Origin of the sequence: Rubellimicrobium rubrum, assembly GCF_006152115.1 — a bacterium.
Taxonomy (GTDB): domain Bacteria; phylum Pseudomonadota; class Alphaproteobacteria; order Rhodobacterales; family Rhodobacteraceae; genus Rubellimicrobium; species Rubellimicrobium rubrum.
Map to the genome: position 1 here is coordinate 284,947 of NZ_VDFU01000002.1, position 19,274 is coordinate 304,220.

Sequence of the window (19,274 nt, forward strand, 5' to 3'; positions counted from 1 at the left end):
ACGATCCGGCCCGTCAGCTCATCCAGTTGCCGCCATCGACGTTGAATGTCTGGGCCACCACGTAGTCGGATTCTGGCGAGGCTAGGAACACGGCCATTCCCGTCAGGTCCTCGGGCACGCCCATGCGCCCCTGGGGCACGGCCTCGCCCACGAGGCGCTTCTTCTCGCCAAGGGGCCGGTTCTCGTGCCGGGCAAAGAGCGCGTCCACGTGGTCCCACATGTCGCTGTCGATGACCCCGGGGGCGATGGCATTGACGTTGATTCGGTGCCGGATAAGGTCGAGCGCCGCCGACTGCGTAAGGCTGATGACCGCCGCCTTGGTGGCGCAGTAGATGGGCGACAACGCCTCACCGCGCCGGCCGGCCTGGGACGACAGGTTGATGATCTTGCCGCCTCGGCCTTGTGCGATCATGGCGCGCGCGGCAGCCTGCAGGGTGAACAGCGTCCCCGCCACGTTGACCGCCAGCAGCCGGTCAAAGCTCGCGCGGGTCATGGCGGACACGGGGTCCATGTCGTAGACGCCCGCGTTGTTGACCAGGATGTCGATCCCGCCGGCCCTGGCGCGGGTCAAGGCGATGGCGGCGTCGATGCTGTCCTGGCGGGTCACGTCCAGATGGACGGCATGGGCCGACGGGCCCAGCCTGTCTGCCGTTGCCTGCGCCTCGTCCAGAAGGATGTCCGCCACGGCCACCGTTGCGCCTTCGCGCACATAGGCGGCGGCAAAAGCCGCTCCGATGCCTCGGGCGGCTCCGGTGATAAGGGCGGACCTGCCCATTAGTCGGTTCATGTCATTCCCCCACAGCCCGTGCTGACGCTGGCGCGCCAGACCATCGGAGGAGCGCAGCCCCGAGGTCAATGCGGGGTAGCCCGATCCCCGGCCGGGGGTCAGCGGCCGGGGACGCAATCGGTGGTACGGATCAGGCCTCGTAGGCTGCCTGGGCCGCGATCTCGCGCAGTTGCGACCGGTGCAGCCCCACATCCGCGAGATCGCGATCGCTCAGCGAGGTGAGTTCGTTCAGCGTCTCGTGATAGCGGCGGAAACGGGCGAAACGATCGGCGAGTTCCGAAGGCAGGGTGCCCAGCCGGCTCAGGAGCGATGCGTCGGAATAGCTGCGGGAGGTTTCGGTCAGGTGGGCCATGTCATCGTTTCTTTCTGCTGCTCGCCCTTGTGGTCGGGCTGAATGTCTGGGGCATTGGTGCGCTCTGGGGAGGGACATAAAGAAATGCTGCAGGTGCACAATCCCGGTTCAGCTCAATGCTGCCATGCAGCAAGATCATGAGATGATTTAAGAATTTCTTAACCATATCCGGCCGCCTACGCCTGGCCCAAGGGTGCGGCCCGATTCCGATCGGCACGGATGCAGCCCGACAGCCCCCCCTGCTACGGGGCGCCTCGGGGCGACGTATCGAGGGCCTGGCTCCCTTCGCACTACGCCAAGTTCCTGCGGCATCTGAACGGCCCAGAGGACTACGGAGGGTCCATGCCTGCGCATTCGGCACCCGAAAGACCCGGCACAGGCTTCTCTTTGCGTTCGTGCTGCTCCACATAGACGCCCTGAGACCGGTTCGTCACACGGGCGCGACCGGGAACATGACAGCACGGAGACATGACATGGCGGACGGCAACGTCACCCCCTTCCGGGGCCACCATCTGATCGCGGGCGAATGGGTCGCGGGCGAGGGCACCTTCCGTTCGTCCCCCTGGACCGGCGAAGGGCTGGACTTCGCCGTGGGCAGCCCTGCGCTGGTGGACCGGGCTGTCCAGGCCGCCGAGGCCGCCTTCCCCGCCTACTCGGCGCTCCCGCGTGAGGCACGGGCCCAGTTCCTGGAACGCATCGCCGAGGAGATCGAGGCGCGCGGCCCCGCCATCACCGAGATTGGGCACCTTGAAACCGGGCTTCCCGCCGGCCGGCTCGATGGCGAACGGGGACGGACGATGGGGCAACTCCGGCTGTTCGCGCAGCACATCCGCAAGGGCGACTACCTCGACCGGCGGCATGACGCGGCGCTTCCCGACCGCGCCCCCCTGCCCCGCCCCGAGCTCAGGCTCATGCAGATGCCCATCGGGCCGGTCGCGGTCTTCGGGGCCTCGAACTTCCCGCTGGCCTTCTCGGTGGCCGGGGGCGACACGGCGTCGGCGCTGGCGGCGGGCTGCCCGGTCGTGGTCAAGGGCCACTCCGCCCATCCCGGCACGGGCGAGATCGTGGCCCAAGCCATCCTCGCCGCCATCGAGGCGCTGGACCTGCCGCGCGGCGTGTTCTCCCTGATCCAGGGCGGCGACCGCAAGACCGGCGAGGCTCTGGTGCAGCATCCGCTCATTCGCGCGGTGGGCTTCACCGGATCGCTGACGGGCGGGCGCGCCCTGTTCAACCTGTGCGCCAACCGGCCCGAGCCGATCCCGTTCTTCGGCGAATTGGGCTCGGTCAACCCGATGTTCGTGCTACCGCAGGCGCTGTCGGCGCGTGGCGCGCAGATCGCGTCGGGCTGGGCAGGGTCGCTCACCATGGGGGCGGGCCAATTCTGCACCAATCCGGGCATCGCCGTGATGCTCGACGGCCCCGAGGCCGAGCCGTTCGCCCAGGCGACGGTCACGGCACTGGCCGCCGTACAGGCCCAGACCATGCTGACGGACGGAATCGCCCAAGCCTATCGCGAGGGCTCGGCGCGCGTGGGCGGCGGTCAGGGCGTTAAGGCGCTGCATGTCAGCGAGCCATCAGGCCGCAACGCCACGCCTTTCCTTTACGAAGTCTCGGGCGAGCACTTCCTGGCGCAGCCCGAGTTGGCGCACGAGGTCTTCGGGCCCCTGGGCCTGCTGGTCCGCGCCCGTGACGAGGGCGAGATGCTGCAGGTGGCCGAGGCCATGGACGGGCAGCTCACCGTGACGGTCCAGATGGACGGCGGCGACGCCGGACTGGCCCGCAAGCTGGCCCCGGTGCTGGAGCGCAAGGCGGGACGGCTTCTCGCCAACGGCTTCCCGACGGGCGTGGAAGTGGCGGATGCCATGGTCCATGGCGGACCCTACCCCGCGTCCACCAACTTCGGGGCGACCTCGGTCGGCACGCTGTCCATCCGGCGCTGGCTGCGGCCCGTCTGCTTCCAGAACTGGCCCGAGGAGCTGCTGCCTGAGGATCTGAAAGGGATCTAGTCCCAGTTACCACCGCTGTAATGTCAGGCCCGGACGCCCCCGCGTCCGGGCCTTTGCATGCCGGACGCGGCGGTCAGTGGCCCCCGACAGGGTCGGCTGCGGCCGAGACCTGGGGCGGTGTGCCCAGCACTTGGCTGGCCGGAGCCTCGGCGTACCACGAAACCCCCTCGGGGGCATAGGCGAGCCGTGCCATGCCGCCCAGGGAGGCCTCGACCATGCGCACCATGACGGTAGAGCCGAAGCCTTGCTGGTCGGGTGGGGTGACGGGCGGTCCTCCCTCCTCGCGCCAGCTCAGATGGACCTGCGGGTCGTCGGCGCCCCCTCTCACCTCCCAGCGGACTTGCACGCGGCCCACGTCGTTGGACAGGGCCCCGTATTTTCCGGCGTTGGTGGCCAACTCGTGAAGCGCCATGCCGATCGCCTGGGCGGCAGCCGGCGCCAGGAACAGGGGCGGCCCAGACAGAAGCACGCGCTGCCCCACCAGATCGGCGAAATGCGCCAGTTGCGACCGGATGAGCTCGGCTAGGTCGATCCCCTGCCAGCGGTGCTCCACCAAGAGGTCATGACTGGCCGACAGCGAAGCAAGACGCTCGGCGAAGCGATGAGCGAAATCCTCGGGGCCGCTTCGGGCGGCGGTCTGGCGTGCCACGGCCTGCACCACGGCCAGGAGATTCTTGGACCGGTGATTGACCTCGGACAGGAGGAGCTGGACCTGCGCCTCGGCCTTCCTGCGATCCGTCACGTCCAGAACGAGGCCGCCGTAGGCCACCGGACGGCCTCCGGCATCGCGCTCCACCTGCATCCGGTCATGGATCCACCGCTCGCCCCGCTGGGGATGGAAGACGCGGAACTCGCGGACGCAGGTGTCGATCCCGTCGTCCCAGGGGTTGCGCAGCTCGGTCTCGATCCGGAGCCGGTCCTCGGGATGGAGGCGGGCGAGCCACGCCCCTTGGCTGGGTTCCTCATCGGGATCGAAGCCGTAAAGATCCCGCCATCCCTCGTCCCAGAAGATGGCGAACGGATCGAGGCGGACCTGCCAGCAACCGGCGTTGGCGCCCGACAGCACCCGGCGCATGCGGGCCTCTGCCTCGCGGGCCCGAACAGCGGCCTTCTGGGCCTCGGCCTCGGCGGCCCGCAGCGCCTGGGCAAGGTCTCTTTCCGACAGCAGGGTCGCGACGAGGTACACCGTCGCCAGGACGACGAGAACGAAAAGCTGGCTCTTGGCGGTTTCCGCGCCCAGCGTCGCGGCCGGAGCGGTGGCGGTTACGATGGCAAGGGTGCCCGCCGCGACCACGACGCCCGCCAGCGCCGCCCCGGCCCGCTGGAATACGACCGCCGCCATCACGAAGCCCGGAAGGACGAAATGGTACACACCCGTCCGCGCGTTCAGCCAAAGCCCCAAGGCCACGGCCGCTACGCATAGGACCGCCAGAATCACGCAGTCGGGATGGCCAGCGGCGCTGCGCCAGCGCGCCGGGAGCGCCCGCCCCCACAGGACGAGAGGCACGACCGTCAGCAGCCCGATGACGTCACCCACCCACCAGTTGAACCACACGGAGGCGGCCAGGCTCAAGGCCAGGGGATCGGCCCAGGTCAGGGCGATGGTGCCGACGGTCGCGGACAGGCCCGCCCCCAGCACAAAGATCGCCATGAGGCGCCCCAGATCGTCGCTGGCCTCGACGCCGAATGGCTGCCGCAGCCATTGCCGGCCCATTTCGGCCGACAGAAAGGCGGCAAAGGCGCTGCCCGACGCGATCGCGAGCGCCGCTCCGCCGGATATCCCCGAGGTCGCCAGAACGGCCCAGCACCCCAGGGCGATGGCGGGACACGCCCAGCCGCCCAGCAGCAGCACGCCCAGATAGGCCACGCCCGCCGCGGGCCAGACCGGAGATGCGCTGCCCTGATAGCTGCTCCAGATCTGGCCGAACTCGGCCAGTGCGTAATAGCCAACGCCAAGGAGCGCGATGGCCAAGGCTCGCTGGCGCATGTCCCCGGGCCGGAGCACAGGCGACGAAGGCTCCACGGGTCCGCCCCGTGCGGAGGGTCTGTGCTTGGCCCTGGCCCCGGATGGTCCGGCCGCTCCAATCCCGAGCGACAGGAGCACCACGATCCCGCCGAACAGCTGCGCCGCAAGAAGCCGGTCCGCCGCCGCCACGTTTGGCATCACGAACGGACCGTGGCCGTGACCGGTGCCCCAAAGGGCGCCGCCGGCCACGACGGCTGCAATCAGGGCGCTGCCGCAGCGGGGCAGCCGCAGCAGCGCGAGCGGCAGCAGCGCCATCAGCAACGCCAGGGCGAAGGCGTCCGGAATCGCGTCCCGCGTGCCGACCAGATCGAACGCCAGGGCCGTGGCTGCGGTCAGAAGGCAGATCGTGAGAACCCCCTCGCAGATCTGAGCCGGCGCGCGGCTGGGCAACTCGGGTCCGGACCAGACGGCCAGGATCAGAGGCGTGATGGCGGCCATGCCCATCGCATCCGCCAGGAACCACACCCGCCACAGCTCCCAGGGGGGCAGCGCGTTCCCAAGCCCCGGCGAGGTCACGGCGGCGCCGATCAAGGCTGCCGGAGCATAGACCAGAGCGAGAGGAGCGCTGGCGAACAGCACCACCTCGCGCAGGGAAGTGGGCCGTGTGGCGGCCTTGCCCAGCAACGCACCAAGGAGCAGGGCGGCAGCCATCGGCTCGACCACGTTCACCAGTGCGAACCCCACACTGGCCGACAAGCTGGCCCCGGCCAGGAGGTTGGCCCCGATGTTGCCGATGATGACACCCAGGGCGCAAGAAGCCCATCGGGAGCGCGGCAGCCGCAGGAACAGCGCGAGGCCCACGCCCGCCGCCGGCCACAAAGCCGCGACGCCGCCCACACGCTCGACGAACAGGAGGCTCAGAAGGGAGGCGGCGAAGTACACCCCGGCGACCAAGAGGATCAGGCTCGCCTCGAGTTCGCTCTCGGCTCGCGCCTTGGCCGCGGCTTCCGTCATGCCCGCACCCTTACCCTTGTCCGTTCCCGGGACAGCGCCTGTCTGGCGAGCCCGAGTCCGATTCACACAACCTTAACACGCTACCCTTGCCTACGGAGCAGAACGCTCTAGCGTTAAGTTGTTTCATCCAGTTCATGCGGTGGGGCGCCCGAAGGCCGGATACACTCCCGGAAGGACGCGGTCGAAATGCTCGACAAGAGCGGAATGGCAGTCGCAGGCGGCTGCCTCGAGCGCCAGGCGATCCGCCACGGTGATGCGCCCGCGCGAATACGCGATCAGGCCCCGCGCCTGGAGCGACGTCGCCACGGTGGTCACCGTGGTCCGCTGCACCCCCAGCATCTCGGCCAAAAGCTCCTGCGTCAGGGGAATCTGGTCGCTGCCCACACGGTCCTGGGCCGTCAGCAGCCAGCGGCAAAGCCGCAACTCGGCGCTGTGCAGCACGTTGCAGGCCACCGACTGGAGCACCTGCGCGAGCAGGCAATCCGAATAGCGGGCCATGGTGTCGCGGAACGCGGCGGACCGGGCCTTGATCTCCTCGAGCCGGTCGGTGTCGATCCGCAGCGCCGGGCCGCCGATCCGGGCGACGGCGCGCGCAAAGGCCGGCTTGTGGCCCAGGGACACGATTCCTCCGATGGCGCCCTCACGTCCCACGGTCGCGGTTTCCGCCACCGCGCCGTCGGGACGGGCGACGATCAGCGACACCTGGGCCGGGCCGCAGGGGAAGTGGCAGGCCGTGACATCGTCCCCGGCCTCGAACAGCACGGTCCCTCGTGGCAGGGCGACGGGCACGAGGTTTGGGGCCAAGAGAGCGCGATCTTCGTCCCGCAGAGCGGCGATGAGCCGGTTGCCCGATTGGCTCCGGTCCTCGGTCATGCCTGCGCGTGCCGATCGTCCACCCCCTGTCATTGCTGCGCCCGCCCCTTTTCGCACGGACGCGCCGGATTCGTCCGGACCCGCCATCCCCTGCCGCACGGTTACTTTGGAGGCTCGACTGTGTCTGTCTACAAGTAGACATAAGGCGCAATTGATCTTGGCAGACCCAAGGCCTCAGTCCCGGGCTGCTGGATGCACGCCCGGCAGAAGCCGTTCGAAATGGTCCCGAATCGAATCATGGCAGGCACAGGACAAGGCCCGCAGCGCGGCCCGGTCCTGGACGCGAATCCGGCCCCGGCTGTAACCGATCAAACCACGGGCCTGAAACGATCCGGCGGTCTTGCTCACATAGGTGCGGCCCACCCCCAGCATCTCGCCCAGCTCCTCCTGGGTCAGCGGCAGCTCGGCATCGTCAAGACGGTCCTGTATCTCGATTAGGCGACCTGCCATCCGCTGCTCCAGGCTGTGCAACGCGCTGCAGGCCATCGTCTGGAGAAGTTGCGCCAGCAGGCAGTCGGCATGACGCGCAAAGGCCTCGGCGAGGGTAACGGACCGGGCCCGGGCCACCCCGAGCGCCGCCGCGTCGATGCGCCAAGCCTCGCCGGGGATCTGGACGGCGGCGCGCGTGAAGGCGGGCCGGGGCTCCTGGGTGACAACCCCGCCCACGACCCCCTCGCATCCCGTCAGGCCGACCTGGACGACGCGGCCGTCCGGCATCACGACGAGCAGGGCGACCATGGCGCGGTCGCAAGGGAAATGCACCCAGCGGATGTTCTCCCCCGGCTGGTGCAGGATCTCCCGGCGGGACAGACGCACACGCGACAGGTGGTCCTGCAGCAGCGCCCGGTCCTCGGGCCGCAAAGCGTCGATGAACCGGTTGCCGGACGGCTGGGCCATGCCGCTTTCCGTGCCTGGGGATCGATCCTCCACGGCGCGTCCTCCACGTTCGCCCCGGCGCCTCGTCAGCGCCGCAGGTGTCCCTCTGTGTTCTGTTGGTGGTGCAAGATATGGCTGCCAGGCCTGGCTTCCACCATGGCAGGACGGATCCTTCCATCGGGCTGCGTTCCTTGGGGAAGACGCCGGCAGGACGCCGGGACACCTTGATGCCGGGCGCGGCGACGGTCACGGTGCAGTCCTGTGGGGAAGCAGTCCAGGGAGGGACGGAATGATCATCGAACGGTTTCGCGCCGACGGAAAAGTCGCGCTGGTGACGGGTGGCACGCGGGGCATCGGCCTTGGCATCGCCCGAGCCCTGGCCGAGGCCGGAGCGCGCGTCGTCGTGTCGGCCCGCACCGACCCGGGGGGCACCGACAGCCTCAGGACCGAAGGGCATGAGGTCGAATACCGTGCGGCCGACCTTCTGGAGCAGGGCGCGGCCGAGGCGCTGGTGTCCGGCGTGGTGCGGGACCATGGGCGGCTCGACATCCTGGTGAACAACGCGGGCATCGCCGACCATGGCGCGACCGAGGATTTCGACGACGACCGGCTCGACCGGATGATGGGCATCAACTTCGATTCCGTGTTCCGCGCCTGCCGCGCCGCGATCCGGCCCATGCAGGCCCAAGGCGGCGGCGTGATGCTGAACATCGGGTCGATCTCGGGCCTGATCAGCAACATCCCCCAGAAGCAGTCGGCCTACAACGCCTCCAAGGCGGCGGTGCACATGCTGTCCAAGAGCTTGGCGAGCGATCTGGCCGGGGACAACATCCGGGTGAACGCCATTGCCCCCGGCTACATCATCACCGCGATGACCGAAGGCGGCTTCGCCAACCCCGAATGGGCCAAGGTCTGGACGGACATGACGCCCATGCGCCGCGCAGGCACCGTGGAAGAGGTCGCGGCGCTGGCGCTGTTCCTGTGCACCGATGCGTCCAGCTACATGACCGGCAGCGTCGTGACGATCGACGGGGGCTACACCCTGCGCTAGGGCGCTAGGGCGTCAGGGCGGGAAGGCGTCGGTCCGTTGCCGCGACGCCTTCCCCCGATGCCTCAGCGCCGCCGGGCCAATGTGCCGGCCATCACGCACAGCAACTCGAACATCATGGTGGCGCCCGCCAGCGCCGTCATGCCACCCACGTCAAAGGGCGGCGAGACCTCCACGACATCGGCGCCGACGACGTCCACGCCGCCCAGAAGCCGCAGCATCGCCTGCGCCTCACGCGTGGTGAAGCCGCCGATCTCCGGCGTGCCGGTGCCCGGCGCCATGGAAGGGTCGAGGCTGTCGATGTCGAAGGTCACATAGGTCGGCTGGTCCGCCGCGATCGCGCGCGCCTCGGCCATGACGTCGGAGGGACCGCGCTGGACGAACTCTTCCATGGTGATGATCCGGATGCCCTGCTCGCGCGCCCAGCCATGCTCGTCGGGCTCGTAGATGGAGCCGCGGATGCCGATCTGCACGACCCGCTTGGGATCGAGGAGCCCTTCCTCGATGGCGCGGCGAAAGGGCGTGCCGTGGGTGTAGGGGTTGTTGCCGAAATAAGTGTCGTTGGTGTCGGAATGAGCGTCGAAGTGGATCAGGCCCACCGGCCGTGCCTTGGCCACGGCCCGCAGCACCGGCAGGGTAGTCAGGTGATCGCCCCCGGCACAGAGCGGGATCGCCCCTGCGGCCACGATCTCGGCGATCCCGGCCTCGATCCGAGCCAGCCCATCCAAAAGGTCGATCGGGTTCACCGACACGTCCCCCAGATCCGCGACGTTGGCCAGGCTGAAGGGCGCAGCCTTGGTCACGGGGTGGACCCGGCGCATCAGGCTCGACTGGTTGCGCATCTCGCGCGGGCCGTGGCGCGCGCCCGCCCGGTTGGTGGTGCCACCGTCCCACGGGATGCCCACGAGAGCGATGTCGAGGCCCGCGGGCGACGTCACGGCCGGGAGCCGCATGAAGGTGGACAGGCCCGCGAAGCGCGGAACCTGGGCCGCGTCGACGGGCTGGTGAAAGGCTGGGTTCATGATGGCTCGTCCTGCTGATACTCCTGGCTCACATACCCGGCCCGCCGACGCGTTGCACTGGCCAGACGCCAGTGACCAACGCCGCGACCGCTTGGGATGGCCCGACCTGCTTCGGAGGTCAGGCCGCCCCGGTCCAGCAAAGGCGGACGCTTCACCCCTCCTGACGCCGGTTGAACGTTACCTCTCGCACCGTGAAGCGACCATAGGTGAAGGGGCCGTCCTCGCGGTGCCAGATCGCCTCGCCCCGGCCGGGCACGCGCCGCCCGTCGAGGTCGCGGTGCTCCGACAGCGGCGTGGTCCAGCGCATGGCCTTGGGGCTGCCATCGGCCGAGACGTCGGCGCGGTCGTCCGAGATGAAGTCCACGAGGTCGCCCGCCTCATTGACGACCAGCGTGGCGGTGACGGTGTGGGGTCCGACCGTGTAGGCCACGGCCGCCCGGGTGTCGTCGATGGGCGTCCAGGCGAACTCGGGCCGTACAAGGGCAGAGGGCGCGAAGGCGCACAGATCGTTGAGGAAGGTCACGGTCTCGATGCGGGCAAAGTCCGCGCCTGACAGGTTCACGACGTCGACCAGACGTGCCGCGCGCACCTGCATCCCCGCCATGTCCGGCTCATAGTCGTGGAGAACCGCGACTGGCAGGCCGTTCATCCAGGTGGTCATGAAGTAAAGCCGGCGCCGCGGGTCCAGCACGTCCACCTGATGCGCCAGACCCGACATGCCGGCACCGCCCGGCGCCCGGTAAAGCGTCGCATCGAAGGTGGTGTGCACCAGCGTCGCCGGGGGATGGCCCACCACCCCCGCGCGCCGCAGCCACCGCTGCACGGGCGCGGGCAGGTGCGCCAGATCGGCCTGGGTCAGGGGCGGGCCTTCGGGACCGGGCTCCAGCGTGGCGAGGCGGCGTTCGAACTCGGCGGACAGGCTTGCGCCCGGACGCAGGGCCAGCGCGGCCGTGGCTACGCCTATCGTGGCCAGGGCTGCCAAGGAAACAAGGATGCGCGTTTTCATCGGAGCCTCTCCTCAGGATCGAACTCGGCGGCCAGCTTGAACACCCGGCCACCGGTGCCCCACCATCGCTCCTACCGCGAGGTCGCCGCCTTGATGTGGATCAGGCGGCCCGATCGGCCAAGGTGCCCCTCGCGCGATCCGGGATGCGCGTTCCATGCAACACCCAGCGCAGGAGCGTCGGGGTCAGCAGCCGCCCCGCCAGGGCCTGGGACAGCGGCGCCACGAGCGCCTTGGACGCCAGGGTACTGCGGCCCACCTGCTGCCGCAGATCCGTGGCCAGGCGGCGTTGGAACGCTTCGGGCCCCTGTCCGTCAGCGAGGCAGGTGGCCGCGAGACGCGCGCTGTGGAGCGCGATCGACATCCCCTCGCCGGTAAAGGACGGGATCACGGCCGCCTGATCGCCGAGGCGCCAAGGACCGTCGCTACGTTCCTGCACGAGGCCATAGGGAATGCGGGCCACGGCCAGAGGTTTTTCCTCGCAGGGGGCGGCCCCAGCCAGGAGCGAGGCAAGACCCGGGCAGCTTTGGAGAAGGTGCTCCAGCAGCGCGTCCCAGCGGCGGCCGAGGGCGGCGAAAGCGGCCTCGCGGACCACGAGGCAGAGGTTGGCACGGCCGCCTTCGACCATCTCGATCCCGGCATAGCCACCCGGAAATAGGTGCAGTTCGACCCGACCGCTCAGAACCCGGCCCCCAAGCATCCGCCAGTACATCTTGAGGCCGATGAGGTCCGGCTGCCGTCCGGGCGGGCGCTGCCAACCCCGCAGGTCGTGCTTGCCCGTGGCCAGGACCAGATGCCGCCCCCGCAGCGCGGCACCGCCATCCATTCCGACCGCCCATCCCGTGCCGTCGCGCGCCGCCGTGGTGGCGCGGGCCCCGCGCAGCACCTCGGCCCCAGCCTGGACGGCTCGTCCGAGCAACGCTTCGTCGAGAATGCGGCGCGACAGGCTCAGCGCCTCGAACCCGAGCAGGGTCTCGTGGCACGACCGTCCGCGCCGGACCGCAACGGTGTCGATCGGCGCGGCCCCCAGACCCCGGAGGTCGATGCCGAGCCGGGTCAGCTCCTCTTGGGCTTCGAAGCTCAGGAACTCGCCGCAGACCTTGTCGTGCGGTCCGGCGCTGCGTTCCAGGAGGACGACATCGCGCCCCGCCTGCGCAAGGTGCGTGGCCATCGCCGCCCCGGCCAGCCCGCCGCCAATGACGATGACCTCGCGCATCAGGCGGACCTGATCCGGCTGACGCACAGCCGGAAGGGGAACCAGCGGCGCACCTCGGCCTCGGGGATGCCGGCCTCCGCAAGGAGCCTGTGCCAGTCCCCCGGCACGAAGGCGCGCGCAAAGGAGACGGGCCCGTCATGGCGCACGAAGCGGTGCAGGCGTAGCGCCGCCGCCAGCGTACCGAAGGTGGAATGGGGCAGCGCATGCCGATGGAGGTCGTTGACGAACCACCCGATCCCGGCGCGCGTTTCCATCCAGCGCAGGAAGCGGACCGCCAGCGCGTCGTCGAGATGGTGCGTGAACAGGGAGCTCAGGATCACGTCCGCCTGTCGGTCCTGGTCGAAGATGTCCCCGGTCACCCACCGGATCGGCCGCCCTTCGGGCGTGGCCTCGCGCGCCGCGCGGGCGGACCACGGGTTGAGGTCCACCCCCGTGAGCCGGACCTCGATCCCGTGCCTCAGGGCCCAGCGGTCCACCACCCGCAGGAGATCCCCGTAGCCGCTGCCCGCATCCAGGATCTCGACAGGCCGGCCTACCTCGAGCCGCCCCTGCCGACGCAGCCCATCAAGGAAGGCCAGCGTCGGCCGGTAGCCCGCCGACAGGACATTGACCCGCGCCAGATCGCGCAGGCAGTCCCGGAAGGTTTCGTAGTCGGTGTCCTCCGCGTCCATGAGCTCGGGCTCGGAGGACCGCGCCGACAGGTCGCGCATCATGCCGCGGCGGCGGTGAAAAGCAGCGTCTCGGCGGTCAGGCCCGGCCCGAAGGCCATCGCGCAGCCCCGGTCGCCGGGGTTGGCCCCTTTCATCAGGCGCTCCAGCACGAACAGGACCGTGGCCGACGACATGTTCCCGAAGCTGCGCAGCACCTCGCGCGAGGTGGCCAGGGCCTGCGGCTCCAGGTCCAGCGCACCCTGCACGGCGTCAAGGATGGTGCGCCCGCCTGGATGGACGGCCCACAGGTCGATCTCCTCGATCGCGGTGCCATGCAGGATGGTCTCGCGCCCGCGTCGCAGCGCCTCGCCCACCGAACCGGGCACCTGGCCCGACAGGTGCATGTCAAAGCCGTGGTCTCCCACGCGCCAGGTGATCTGGTCGGCGGCCTCGGGCAGCAGCGCCGCATGAAAGCGGTCGAGCGACAGGCCGACGGGGTCCGAGGTGACAAGGGCTGCCGCGCAGCCGTCGCCGAAGATCAGGAAGCTCAGCACCTTTTCCAGGTCGTTGGTTTCCTGCAGGTGTAGCGTGCACAGCTCGACCGACACGATCAGCACGCGGGCCCCTTCCTCCGAACGGACGATATGGCGCGCGAGCTTGAGCGCGTTGATGGCGGCGTAGCAGCCCATGAAGCCCACCACCGTCCGTTCCACGGACGGGTTCAGGCCGCAGCGCTCGATGAGTTGCAGGTCGATCCCCGGCGCGACCAGTCCCGTGCAGGAAACCGCGATCACATGGGTGACGTCCCCGACCCGATCCCCGAGGTCGAGCCCATCCACGGCCCGTTGAGCCAGATCGACGGCAAAACGTTCGAACAGGCGCATCCGCTCGGCGGTCGAGGGGAACGAGCCGCGGCGGTACACCTCCTCGTTGCCTGCGATGGCCGAGCGGCCCCGGTCGGCCAGCGTCAGGACCGACCAGCGATGGTCGATCTGGCTGCGCTTGACCAGCCGGTCGAACACGGGCGCGCTCCGCTCCCCCTCCAGCAGACCGGCGGCGAAGTCCACGAAGGCGCCGTGGACATCGTTCGGCGGAACGGCCGTGGAGATGCGGTTCAGGAAAACGCTCATTGATTTCGCCCCATTGGCGGCCCCCGCCCGTCGGATTGCTCGCTTCTGGGCAGCTAGCGGCGCCGGCATGCCAAGCAAATCGGATCACGGACTCGTGGCGGAGGAGCGCCTGCCCGGGATCGGGGCGGCCTTGAGCCCGAAACAGGGCCGATGGGCGCAGCTTCCGCTGGCACTCCGCCTCGGGCGGGACGTGTTGTCGGGGGTCCCGGTGCTTGCGGCGGATCGGCCAATGCTGTTCAGTCAGGCGCGTGCCGCGCCAAAGGTCGGGTCATGAACCTTTCTGCTCACCAACTGCCAGGGGTGTCGGCCTCCGAGGTCTCGCGGCACCTTGTCGTGGGCATCGGAGCGTCGGCCGGGGGGCTCGCCGCGCTCCGGACGCTGTTCGCCGGGCTCCCCGCCCGGTCAGGCGCCGCCTTCGTCCTGGGGCAGCATACGGTTGCGGGCGAGGATGGCCTGCTGCCGGATGCGCTGCAGCCCCTCCTGGCGATGCCCGTGCAGATGGCGACCGATGGCGCGGTGGCCGAGCCGGATCGCCTGCATGTCGTGCCCGCGGGCCATGTGGCGCGGCTCAAGGAAGGCCGGTTCGTGCTCCGTCCGGTCCGTACCCCCGAAGAGCGGCGCACCGTCATCGACCGCCTGTTCCGGTCCCTGGCCGAGGATGCGGGATCCTGTGCCGTTAGCGTCGTCCTGTCGGGCCTTGGCTCGGACGGCGCGCTGGGATTGGAGGCGATCGCCGCCGCCGGGGGCCTGGCCATGGCGCAGCAGCCCGACACGGCCACCCAGCCCGAGATGCCGGGCCATGCGGCGGCGACCGGCATGTGCGATCACGTGCTGCCGCCCGAGGATCTCGCCCGGACGCTGATGGCCTACGCGGCGCATGTGCATCGGCTGCCATCGGGGGCGGACGGCGTCGCCCGCCACCGGGAGGTGCATGCCGCGCTGCCCCAGGTCTGCGACCTGCTTCGCCGCGCCACCGGGAACGATTTCCGCCATTACAAGTCGACCACCCTCGTGCGGCGGATCGAACGGCGGATGCAGGTCCTCCAGATCGCGGGGATCGCGGACTACCTCGACCGGCTGGAGGACGACGGCGAGGTGCGGACGCTGTTCCGCGAACTCCTGATCGGGGTCACGGCGTTCTTTCGTGACGTCGACGCCTTCGATGCCCTGGCTGCCAAGGTCTTGGCCCCTCTGCTGACCGGGCGGGCCCAGGCCGACGAGTTGCGGATCTGGGTGCCGGGCTGCGCCACCGGCGAGGAGGCCTACAGCATCGCCATGCTGGTCTGCGAAGCCTTGGAAGGGCTGGCGTCCCCGCCCCGCGTGCAGGTCTTCGCCACGGACATCGATGAACGGGCGCTGGCGACGGCGCGACGCGGCAGCTATCCGCAGGGCATCGCCGCCCAGATGAGCCCCGAGCGGCTGGCCCGCTTCTTCGTCCGCAAGGGCCGCCGCTATCAGGTCAGCGCGGACCTGCGCGAAATGTGCGTGTTTACCGCGCACAACCTCATTTCGGACCCGCCCTTCTCGCGGCTCGACCTGATCTCGTGCCGGAACCTTCTCATCTACCTGGGGCCGCACCTCCAGAAGAAGCTGTTCCCCGTCTTTCATTATGCCCTGAAACCGGGCGGCTACCTTTTTCTCGGCTCCTCGGAAAGCCTGGCCGGACAGGGGGAACTCTTCCGCGCCGTCGAGGCCCGGAGCCGGCTCGCACAGCGCAAGGAGGTCCGATCGCCGCTGGGCGACCTGCGCGACTTCGGCGGGTCGGGCATGCCGGGCTTCCGTGGACCGGACCAGATGGCCGAGCCCGACCTGGGCGCCATTGCCCAGCGGATCCTGCTGGCAGAGTTCGCGCCGCGCTACGCCATCGTGTCGGACCAAGGGCAGGTCGTTCACCTGTCGGAAGGCGTGGACAAGTATCTCCAGCCCCCGGTCGGCAGCTTCTCTGGCACCGTGACGCGGATGGCGCGGCGCGGCCTGTCGGCGGGCCTGCGCTCCGCGCTTGGGCAGGCCGTGCAACGGCGGCGCATGGTCGTGCACGAACTGCCCTCCGTGCAGACCTCCGAGGGGCCCGCGCGCCTGCGCCTCACGGTCCAGCCCATGCCCGAGCTGGGGCATGGCGAAGGACTCTACATGGTCGTCTTCGAGGATCTGGGCGATCCGGCCAGCCGTGCCCAGGGCGAGGCCGGACCCGGCCGGCCCGATGCCGAAGCCCTGATCGAGACACTGGAGCGCGAATTGGCTCGTGCGCGCGAGGAGGTCGAGCGGGCGGCGCAGGATCAGGAGGCTGCCAACGAGGAGCTGAAATCCTCGAACGAAGAGCTCCTCTCGATGAACGAGGAGCTGCAAAGCGCCAACGAGGAGCTGGAGTCCTCCAAGGAGGACGTGCAGGCCGCCAACCGGCAACTGGAGCAAGCGAACGCCGACCTCGAGAACCTCCTGCGGTCGACGCAGATCGCGACGGTGTTCCTTGATCGCGAAGGGCTCGTCCGCAGCTTCACGCCTGCCGCGGTCGAGATCTACAACCTGCGCCCGACCGACGCCGGCCGGTCGCTGGACGAGCTTCGCAGCCGCCTTCCCGACCTGCCCGACCTGCCACCCTTCAGCGAGGTCGCCGCCCAATCCGAGCCGCTGGAGCATCTGGCCCGCCATGCCGACGGACGCTGGTTCCTGCGCCGCGTCCTGCCCTACCGGGGCGGCGAGGGCTGCGCGGACGGGGTGCTCGTCACCTTCGTCGACATATCCATCCAGAAGCGGGCCGAGGAGGACAGGGAGCGTGCGACCGCGCTGCTGTCGGCGGTGGGGGAGACGACGCCCGACCTCATCTTCGTCAAGGACCGGCAGGGCCGCCTGCTGTATGCCAATCCCGCCACGCTGCGGGTGATCGGCCGCCCCGCCGAAGAGGTGCTGGGCCGCTCGGAACGCGACTATCACGCCGCCCCCGCCGAGTCCGAGGCCATCGCCGCCGCGGATGCCGAGGTCATCGCCGCCGGCGAGACGCGCGTCATCGAGGAGCGCTTCACCTCACCCGATGGAGGAACGCGCATCTTCCGGTCCACCAAGTCGCCGATGCGGGACGAGACGGGCGTGGTCACCGGCCTGATCGGCGTTTCGACGGATGTGACCCAGTCCAAGAAGGCCGAGGAAGCGCTGCGCGCCGCTCTCGAGTTTAACCGCCGCATCCTCGACAGCTCCGGCGACTGCATCAGCGTGCTGTCGCTCGAGGGCCGTCTCGAGAGCATGAGCTCGGGTGGTCTCAGCGCCATGGAGGTGGACGACTTCGCCGCGATCCGGGGCGCCTCCTGGCCCGACTCTTGGCAAGGGGAAGCTCAGGGAGGCGCGCTCCTGGCGCTCGACGAGGCGCGGCAAGGGCGCACCGGGCGCTTCCGGGGAGCCAGCCCGACCCACAAGGGCACACCCCGGTATTGGGACGTCGTGGTGACCCCTATCCTCGGCGCCGACGGCTTGCCGGAAAAGCTCCTGGCGATCGCCCGCGATGTATCCGAGGAGCATCTGGCCGAGGACCGGCTCCGCGACAGCGAAGCCCGCTACCGCGCGCTCGTCGAGGTGTCGCCCCAGATCGTCTGGTTCAGCGACGCCCGGGGCTCCATCACCTATGTGAATCCGCAATGGACCGACTTTTCGGGCCTGTCCCTCTCGGACACGATGGGCCAGGGCTGGCTGCGCGCGATCGACCCCGAGCACCGTGAGCGGGTGGCCCGGGCCTTTGCGGAGGCGGTCGCCAGCAAGGGCGACTACGAAGTGGAGATCCCCTTCCGCCGCGCCGCCGACGGGGCCATCCGCTGGCATCTGGCCCGCGGCCTGGCCTTGCGCGACCAAGGGGGCCGCGTGGCCCGCTGGGTCGGCGTGGCTGTCGACATTCACGAACGGCACGCCACCGAGGAGCGTCTGCGCGAGACCTCGCGGCAGCTCGACGCGGTGCTCAACAACACGACCATGGCGGTGTTCCTGATGGACGATCATCAGCACTGCACCTTCGCCAACGCCGCCGCCGAAGCGCTGACCGGCTACCGGTTCGAGGAGATGAAGGGCCGTCCGCTGCACGACGTGGTGCATCACACCCGGCCGGACGGGACGCACTATCCCCTTGAGGATTGCCCGATCGACCGGGCCTTTCCCGAGAACCACCACACCCAGGGCGAGGAGGTGTTCGTCCACCGCGACGGCAGCTTCTACCCGGTAGGCTTCACCGCCTCGCCGATCCAGGACGGAGACGGCCGGACGGTCGGAACGGTCATCGAGGCGCGCGGGATCGCGGCGGACATCGCGGCCCGAACCGCCCTGGCCGAGTCCGAGGCAAAGTTCCGGACCATGGCCAACGCCATGCCGCAGATGGTCTGGTCCGCCCTGCCCGACGGCTACCACGACTTCTACAACGACCGCTGGTACGAGTTCACCGGCACTCCGCCGGGATCGACCGACGGCGAGGGCTGGAGCGACATGTTCCACCCCGACGACCGCGAGGAGGCCTGGTCGCGGTGGCGTCAAAGCCTCCTTACCGGGGAGCTTTACGAGGTCGAGTACCGGCTGCGGCACCGTTCGGGGGCCTATCGTTGGGTCCTTGGACGTGCCCTCCCCGTGCGAAACGAGGCCGGCGCGATCGTCCGCTGGATGGGAACCTGCACGGACATCGAGGACCGCAAGCGCACCGAGGCCGAGCTGGCCGAAGCGCTGGCCGCCAAGGAGGTGCTGCTGCACGAGGTCAATCACCGGGTGAAGAACAGCCTTCAGCTGGTGACGTCGCTCCTGATGCTTCAGGCCGGGCAGGCCAAGGACGTGCAACTTCGCCAGGCGCTGCTCGAGGCGCGCGGCCGGCTGTCCGTGGTGGCCTCCATGCACCAGCGGCTGTATTCCACGAGCCAGCACGACCGCGTCGATTTCGGTGAGTACCTTCGCGACATGGCGGCCGAGACCCTCCGCTCCCTGGGCTCGGACGACCGCGTGACGCTGCGGGCCGAGGTGGAGGCCGACGTCGTGGTGCCCCTGCAGCAAGCGGTGCCGCTGGCCCTCGTGGTGAGCGAGCTGGTCACCAACACGGTGAAGTATGCCTTTGCCGGACGCGAGAAGGGTTGCCTTTTGGTCGCACTTTGTCGCACCGCGAACGGCGCGCGGATCGAGGTGGCCGATGACGGCGTTGGACTGCCAGAGGGGTTCGACCCTGCAAGGTCAGTCGGCTTGGGCATGAAGATCGTCACGGCGCTGGTCCGGCAGGTGCGCGGAACCCTTGAGGTGGCGTCCCACGGCCCCGGAGCTACCTTTGTCATCAACGTGCCGTTCAGTGCCTGAAAGGCCGACCGGGCCGGCCGATGGAGA

At 69.6% G+C, this 19,274-nt stretch carries 13 protein-coding genes; 3 read left to right on the forward strand and 10 right to left on the reverse strand.

Annotated features, from left to right (window positions below; genetic code table 11):
* Positions 1-13: 13 nt before the first annotated feature.
* Together FHG66_RS02945 and FHG66_RS02950 are read right to left on the reverse strand one after the other, a co-directional pair.
* Positions 14-787, reverse strand: coding sequence for an L-iditol 2-dehydrogenase (locus FHG66_RS02945; RefSeq protein WP_139075187.1), 774 nt, complete (start codon positions 785-787; stop codon positions 14-16).
* A 130-nt stretch (positions 788-917) separates the two neighbouring features.
* Positions 918-1,139: a DUF1127 domain-containing protein gene (locus tag FHG66_RS02950; RefSeq protein ID WP_139075188.1), complete on the reverse strand. Its 222-nt coding sequence runs from the start codon at positions 1,137-1,139 to the stop codon at positions 918-920.
* Between the two features lie 473 nt (positions 1,140-1,612).
* On the opposite strand from FHG66_RS02950, the gene FHG66_RS02955 reads away from it, so the two are divergent.
* Positions 1,613-3,145 carry an aldehyde dehydrogenase (NADP(+)) gene (locus tag FHG66_RS02955; protein WP_139075189.1) on the forward strand — a complete coding sequence of 511 codons (1,533 nt, stop codon included), beginning with the start codon at positions 1,613-1,615 and terminating at the stop codon, positions 3,143-3,145.
* 73 nt (positions 3,146-3,218) lie between these two features.
* Here FHG66_RS02955 and FHG66_RS02960 read toward each other — a convergent pair whose 3' ends face one another.
* From FHG66_RS02960 to FHG66_RS02970, 3 genes are all read right to left on the reverse strand, one after another.
* On the reverse strand, positions 3,219-6,125 hold the full coding sequence (locus FHG66_RS02960; protein WP_139075190.1) for an MASE1 domain-containing protein: 2,907 nt from the start codon (positions 6,123-6,125) through the stop codon (positions 3,219-3,221).
* A 132-nt stretch (positions 6,126-6,257) separates the two neighbouring features.
* Positions 6,258-6,998 (reverse strand): Crp/Fnr family transcriptional regulator, encoded by a 741-nt coding sequence (locus tag FHG66_RS02965; RefSeq protein WP_139075191.1) that lies wholly within the window; start codon positions 6,996-6,998, stop codon positions 6,258-6,260.
* 174 nt (positions 6,999-7,172) lie between these two features.
* Positions 7,173-7,895, reverse strand: a complete 723-nt coding sequence (locus FHG66_RS02970) for a Crp/Fnr family transcriptional regulator (RefSeq protein WP_139075192.1) — start codon at positions 7,893-7,895, stop codon at positions 7,173-7,175.
* Between the two features lie 268 nt (positions 7,896-8,163).
* Between FHG66_RS02970 and FHG66_RS02975 the strand changes: the two genes are divergently transcribed.
* Positions 8,164-8,925, forward strand: coding sequence for an SDR family NAD(P)-dependent oxidoreductase (locus FHG66_RS02975; protein WP_139075193.1), 762 nt, complete (start codon positions 8,164-8,166; stop codon positions 8,923-8,925).
* A 62-nt stretch (positions 8,926-8,987) separates the two neighbouring features.
* Here the strand turns inward: FHG66_RS02975 and speB are convergent, their stop codons facing one another.
* The 5 genes from speB to FHG66_RS03000 all read right to left on the reverse strand — a co-directional run bounded on the left by speB (position 8,988) and on the right by FHG66_RS03000 (position 13,943).
* Positions 8,988-9,944 carry an agmatinase gene (gene speB, locus FHG66_RS02980; RefSeq protein WP_139075194.1) on the reverse strand — a complete coding sequence of 319 codons (957 nt, stop codon included), beginning with the start codon at positions 9,942-9,944 and terminating at the stop codon, positions 8,988-8,990.
* 151 nt (positions 9,945-10,095) lie between these two features.
* Positions 10,096-10,950 (reverse strand): DUF6544 family protein, encoded by an 855-nt coding sequence (locus tag FHG66_RS02985; protein ID WP_139075195.1) that lies wholly within the window; start codon positions 10,948-10,950, stop codon positions 10,096-10,098.
* Between the two features lie 100 nt (positions 10,951-11,050).
* Complete coding sequence (locus FHG66_RS02990) at positions 11,051-12,163, reverse strand: NAD(P)/FAD-dependent oxidoreductase (RefSeq protein ID WP_139075196.1); 1,113 nt, start codon at positions 12,161-12,163, stop codon at positions 11,051-11,053.
* Entirely contained in the window at positions 12,163-12,876 is a 714-nt protein-coding gene (locus FHG66_RS02995; RefSeq protein WP_218013780.1) for a methyltransferase domain-containing protein, read from the reverse strand. Before FHG66_RS02995 ends, FHG66_RS02990 begins: the two co-directional genes overlap by 1 nt.
* Positions 12,873-13,943: a type III polyketide synthase gene (locus FHG66_RS03000; RefSeq protein ID WP_139075197.1), complete on the reverse strand. Its 1,071-nt coding sequence runs from the start codon at positions 13,941-13,943 to the stop codon at positions 12,873-12,875. Before FHG66_RS03000 ends, FHG66_RS02995 begins: the two co-directional genes overlap by 4 nt.
* Positions 13,944-14,213: 270 nt before the next feature.
* Here FHG66_RS03000 and FHG66_RS03005 point away from each other — a divergent pair, with 270 nt between their 5' ends.
* Positions 14,214-19,247 carry a PAS domain-containing protein gene (locus tag FHG66_RS03005; RefSeq protein ID WP_176556104.1) on the forward strand — a complete coding sequence of 1,678 codons (5,034 nt, stop codon included), beginning with the start codon at positions 14,214-14,216 and terminating at the stop codon, positions 19,245-19,247.
* Positions 19,248-19,274 lie beyond the last annotated feature (27 nt).

Bases quoted from the DNA above. Each gene is read 5' to 3' on its own strand.
- FHG66_RS02945 (WP_139075187.1), bottom strand. From the start codon at position 787: ATGAACCGACTAATGGGCAGGTCCGCCCTTATCACCGGAGCCGCCCGA.
- FHG66_RS02950 (WP_139075188.1), bottom strand. From the start codon at position 1,139: ATGGCCCACCTGACCGAAACCTCCCGCAGCTATTCCGACGCATCGCTC.
- FHG66_RS02955 (WP_139075189.1), top strand. From the start codon at position 1,613: ATGGCGGACGGCAACGTCACCCCCTTCCGGGGCCACCATCTGATCGCG.
- FHG66_RS02960 (WP_139075190.1), bottom strand. From the start codon at position 6,125: ATGACGGAAGCCGCGGCCAAGGCGCGAGCCGAGAGCGAACTCGAGGCG.
- FHG66_RS02965 (WP_139075191.1), bottom strand. From the start codon at position 6,998: ATGACCGAGGACCGGAGCCAATCGGGCAACCGGCTCATCGCCGCTCTG.
- FHG66_RS02970 (WP_139075192.1), bottom strand. From the start codon at position 7,895: ATGGCCCAGCCGTCCGGCAACCGGTTCATCGACGCTTTGCGGCCCGAG.
- FHG66_RS02975 (WP_139075193.1), top strand. From the start codon at position 8,164: ATGATCATCGAACGGTTTCGCGCCGACGGAAAAGTCGCGCTGGTGACG.
- speB (WP_139075194.1), bottom strand. From the start codon at position 9,944: ATGAACCCAGCCTTTCACCAGCCCGTCGACGCGGCCCAGGTTCCGCGC.
- FHG66_RS02985 (WP_139075195.1), bottom strand. From the start codon at position 10,950: ATGAAAACGCGCATCCTTGTTTCCTTGGCAGCCCTGGCCACGATAGGC.
- FHG66_RS02990 (WP_139075196.1), bottom strand. From the start codon at position 12,163: ATGCGCGAGGTCATCGTCATTGGCGGCGGGCTGGCCGGGGCGGCGATG.
- FHG66_RS02995 (WP_218013780.1), bottom strand. From the start codon at position 12,876: ATGATGCGCGACCTGTCGGCGCGGTCCTCCGAGCCCGAGCTCATGGAC.
- FHG66_RS03000 (WP_139075197.1), bottom strand. From the start codon at position 13,943: ATGAGCGTTTTCCTGAACCGCATCTCCACGGCCGTTCCGCCGAACGAT.
- FHG66_RS03005 (WP_176556104.1), top strand. From the start codon at position 14,214: ATGAACCTTTCTGCTCACCAACTGCCAGGGGTGTCGGCCTCCGAGGTC.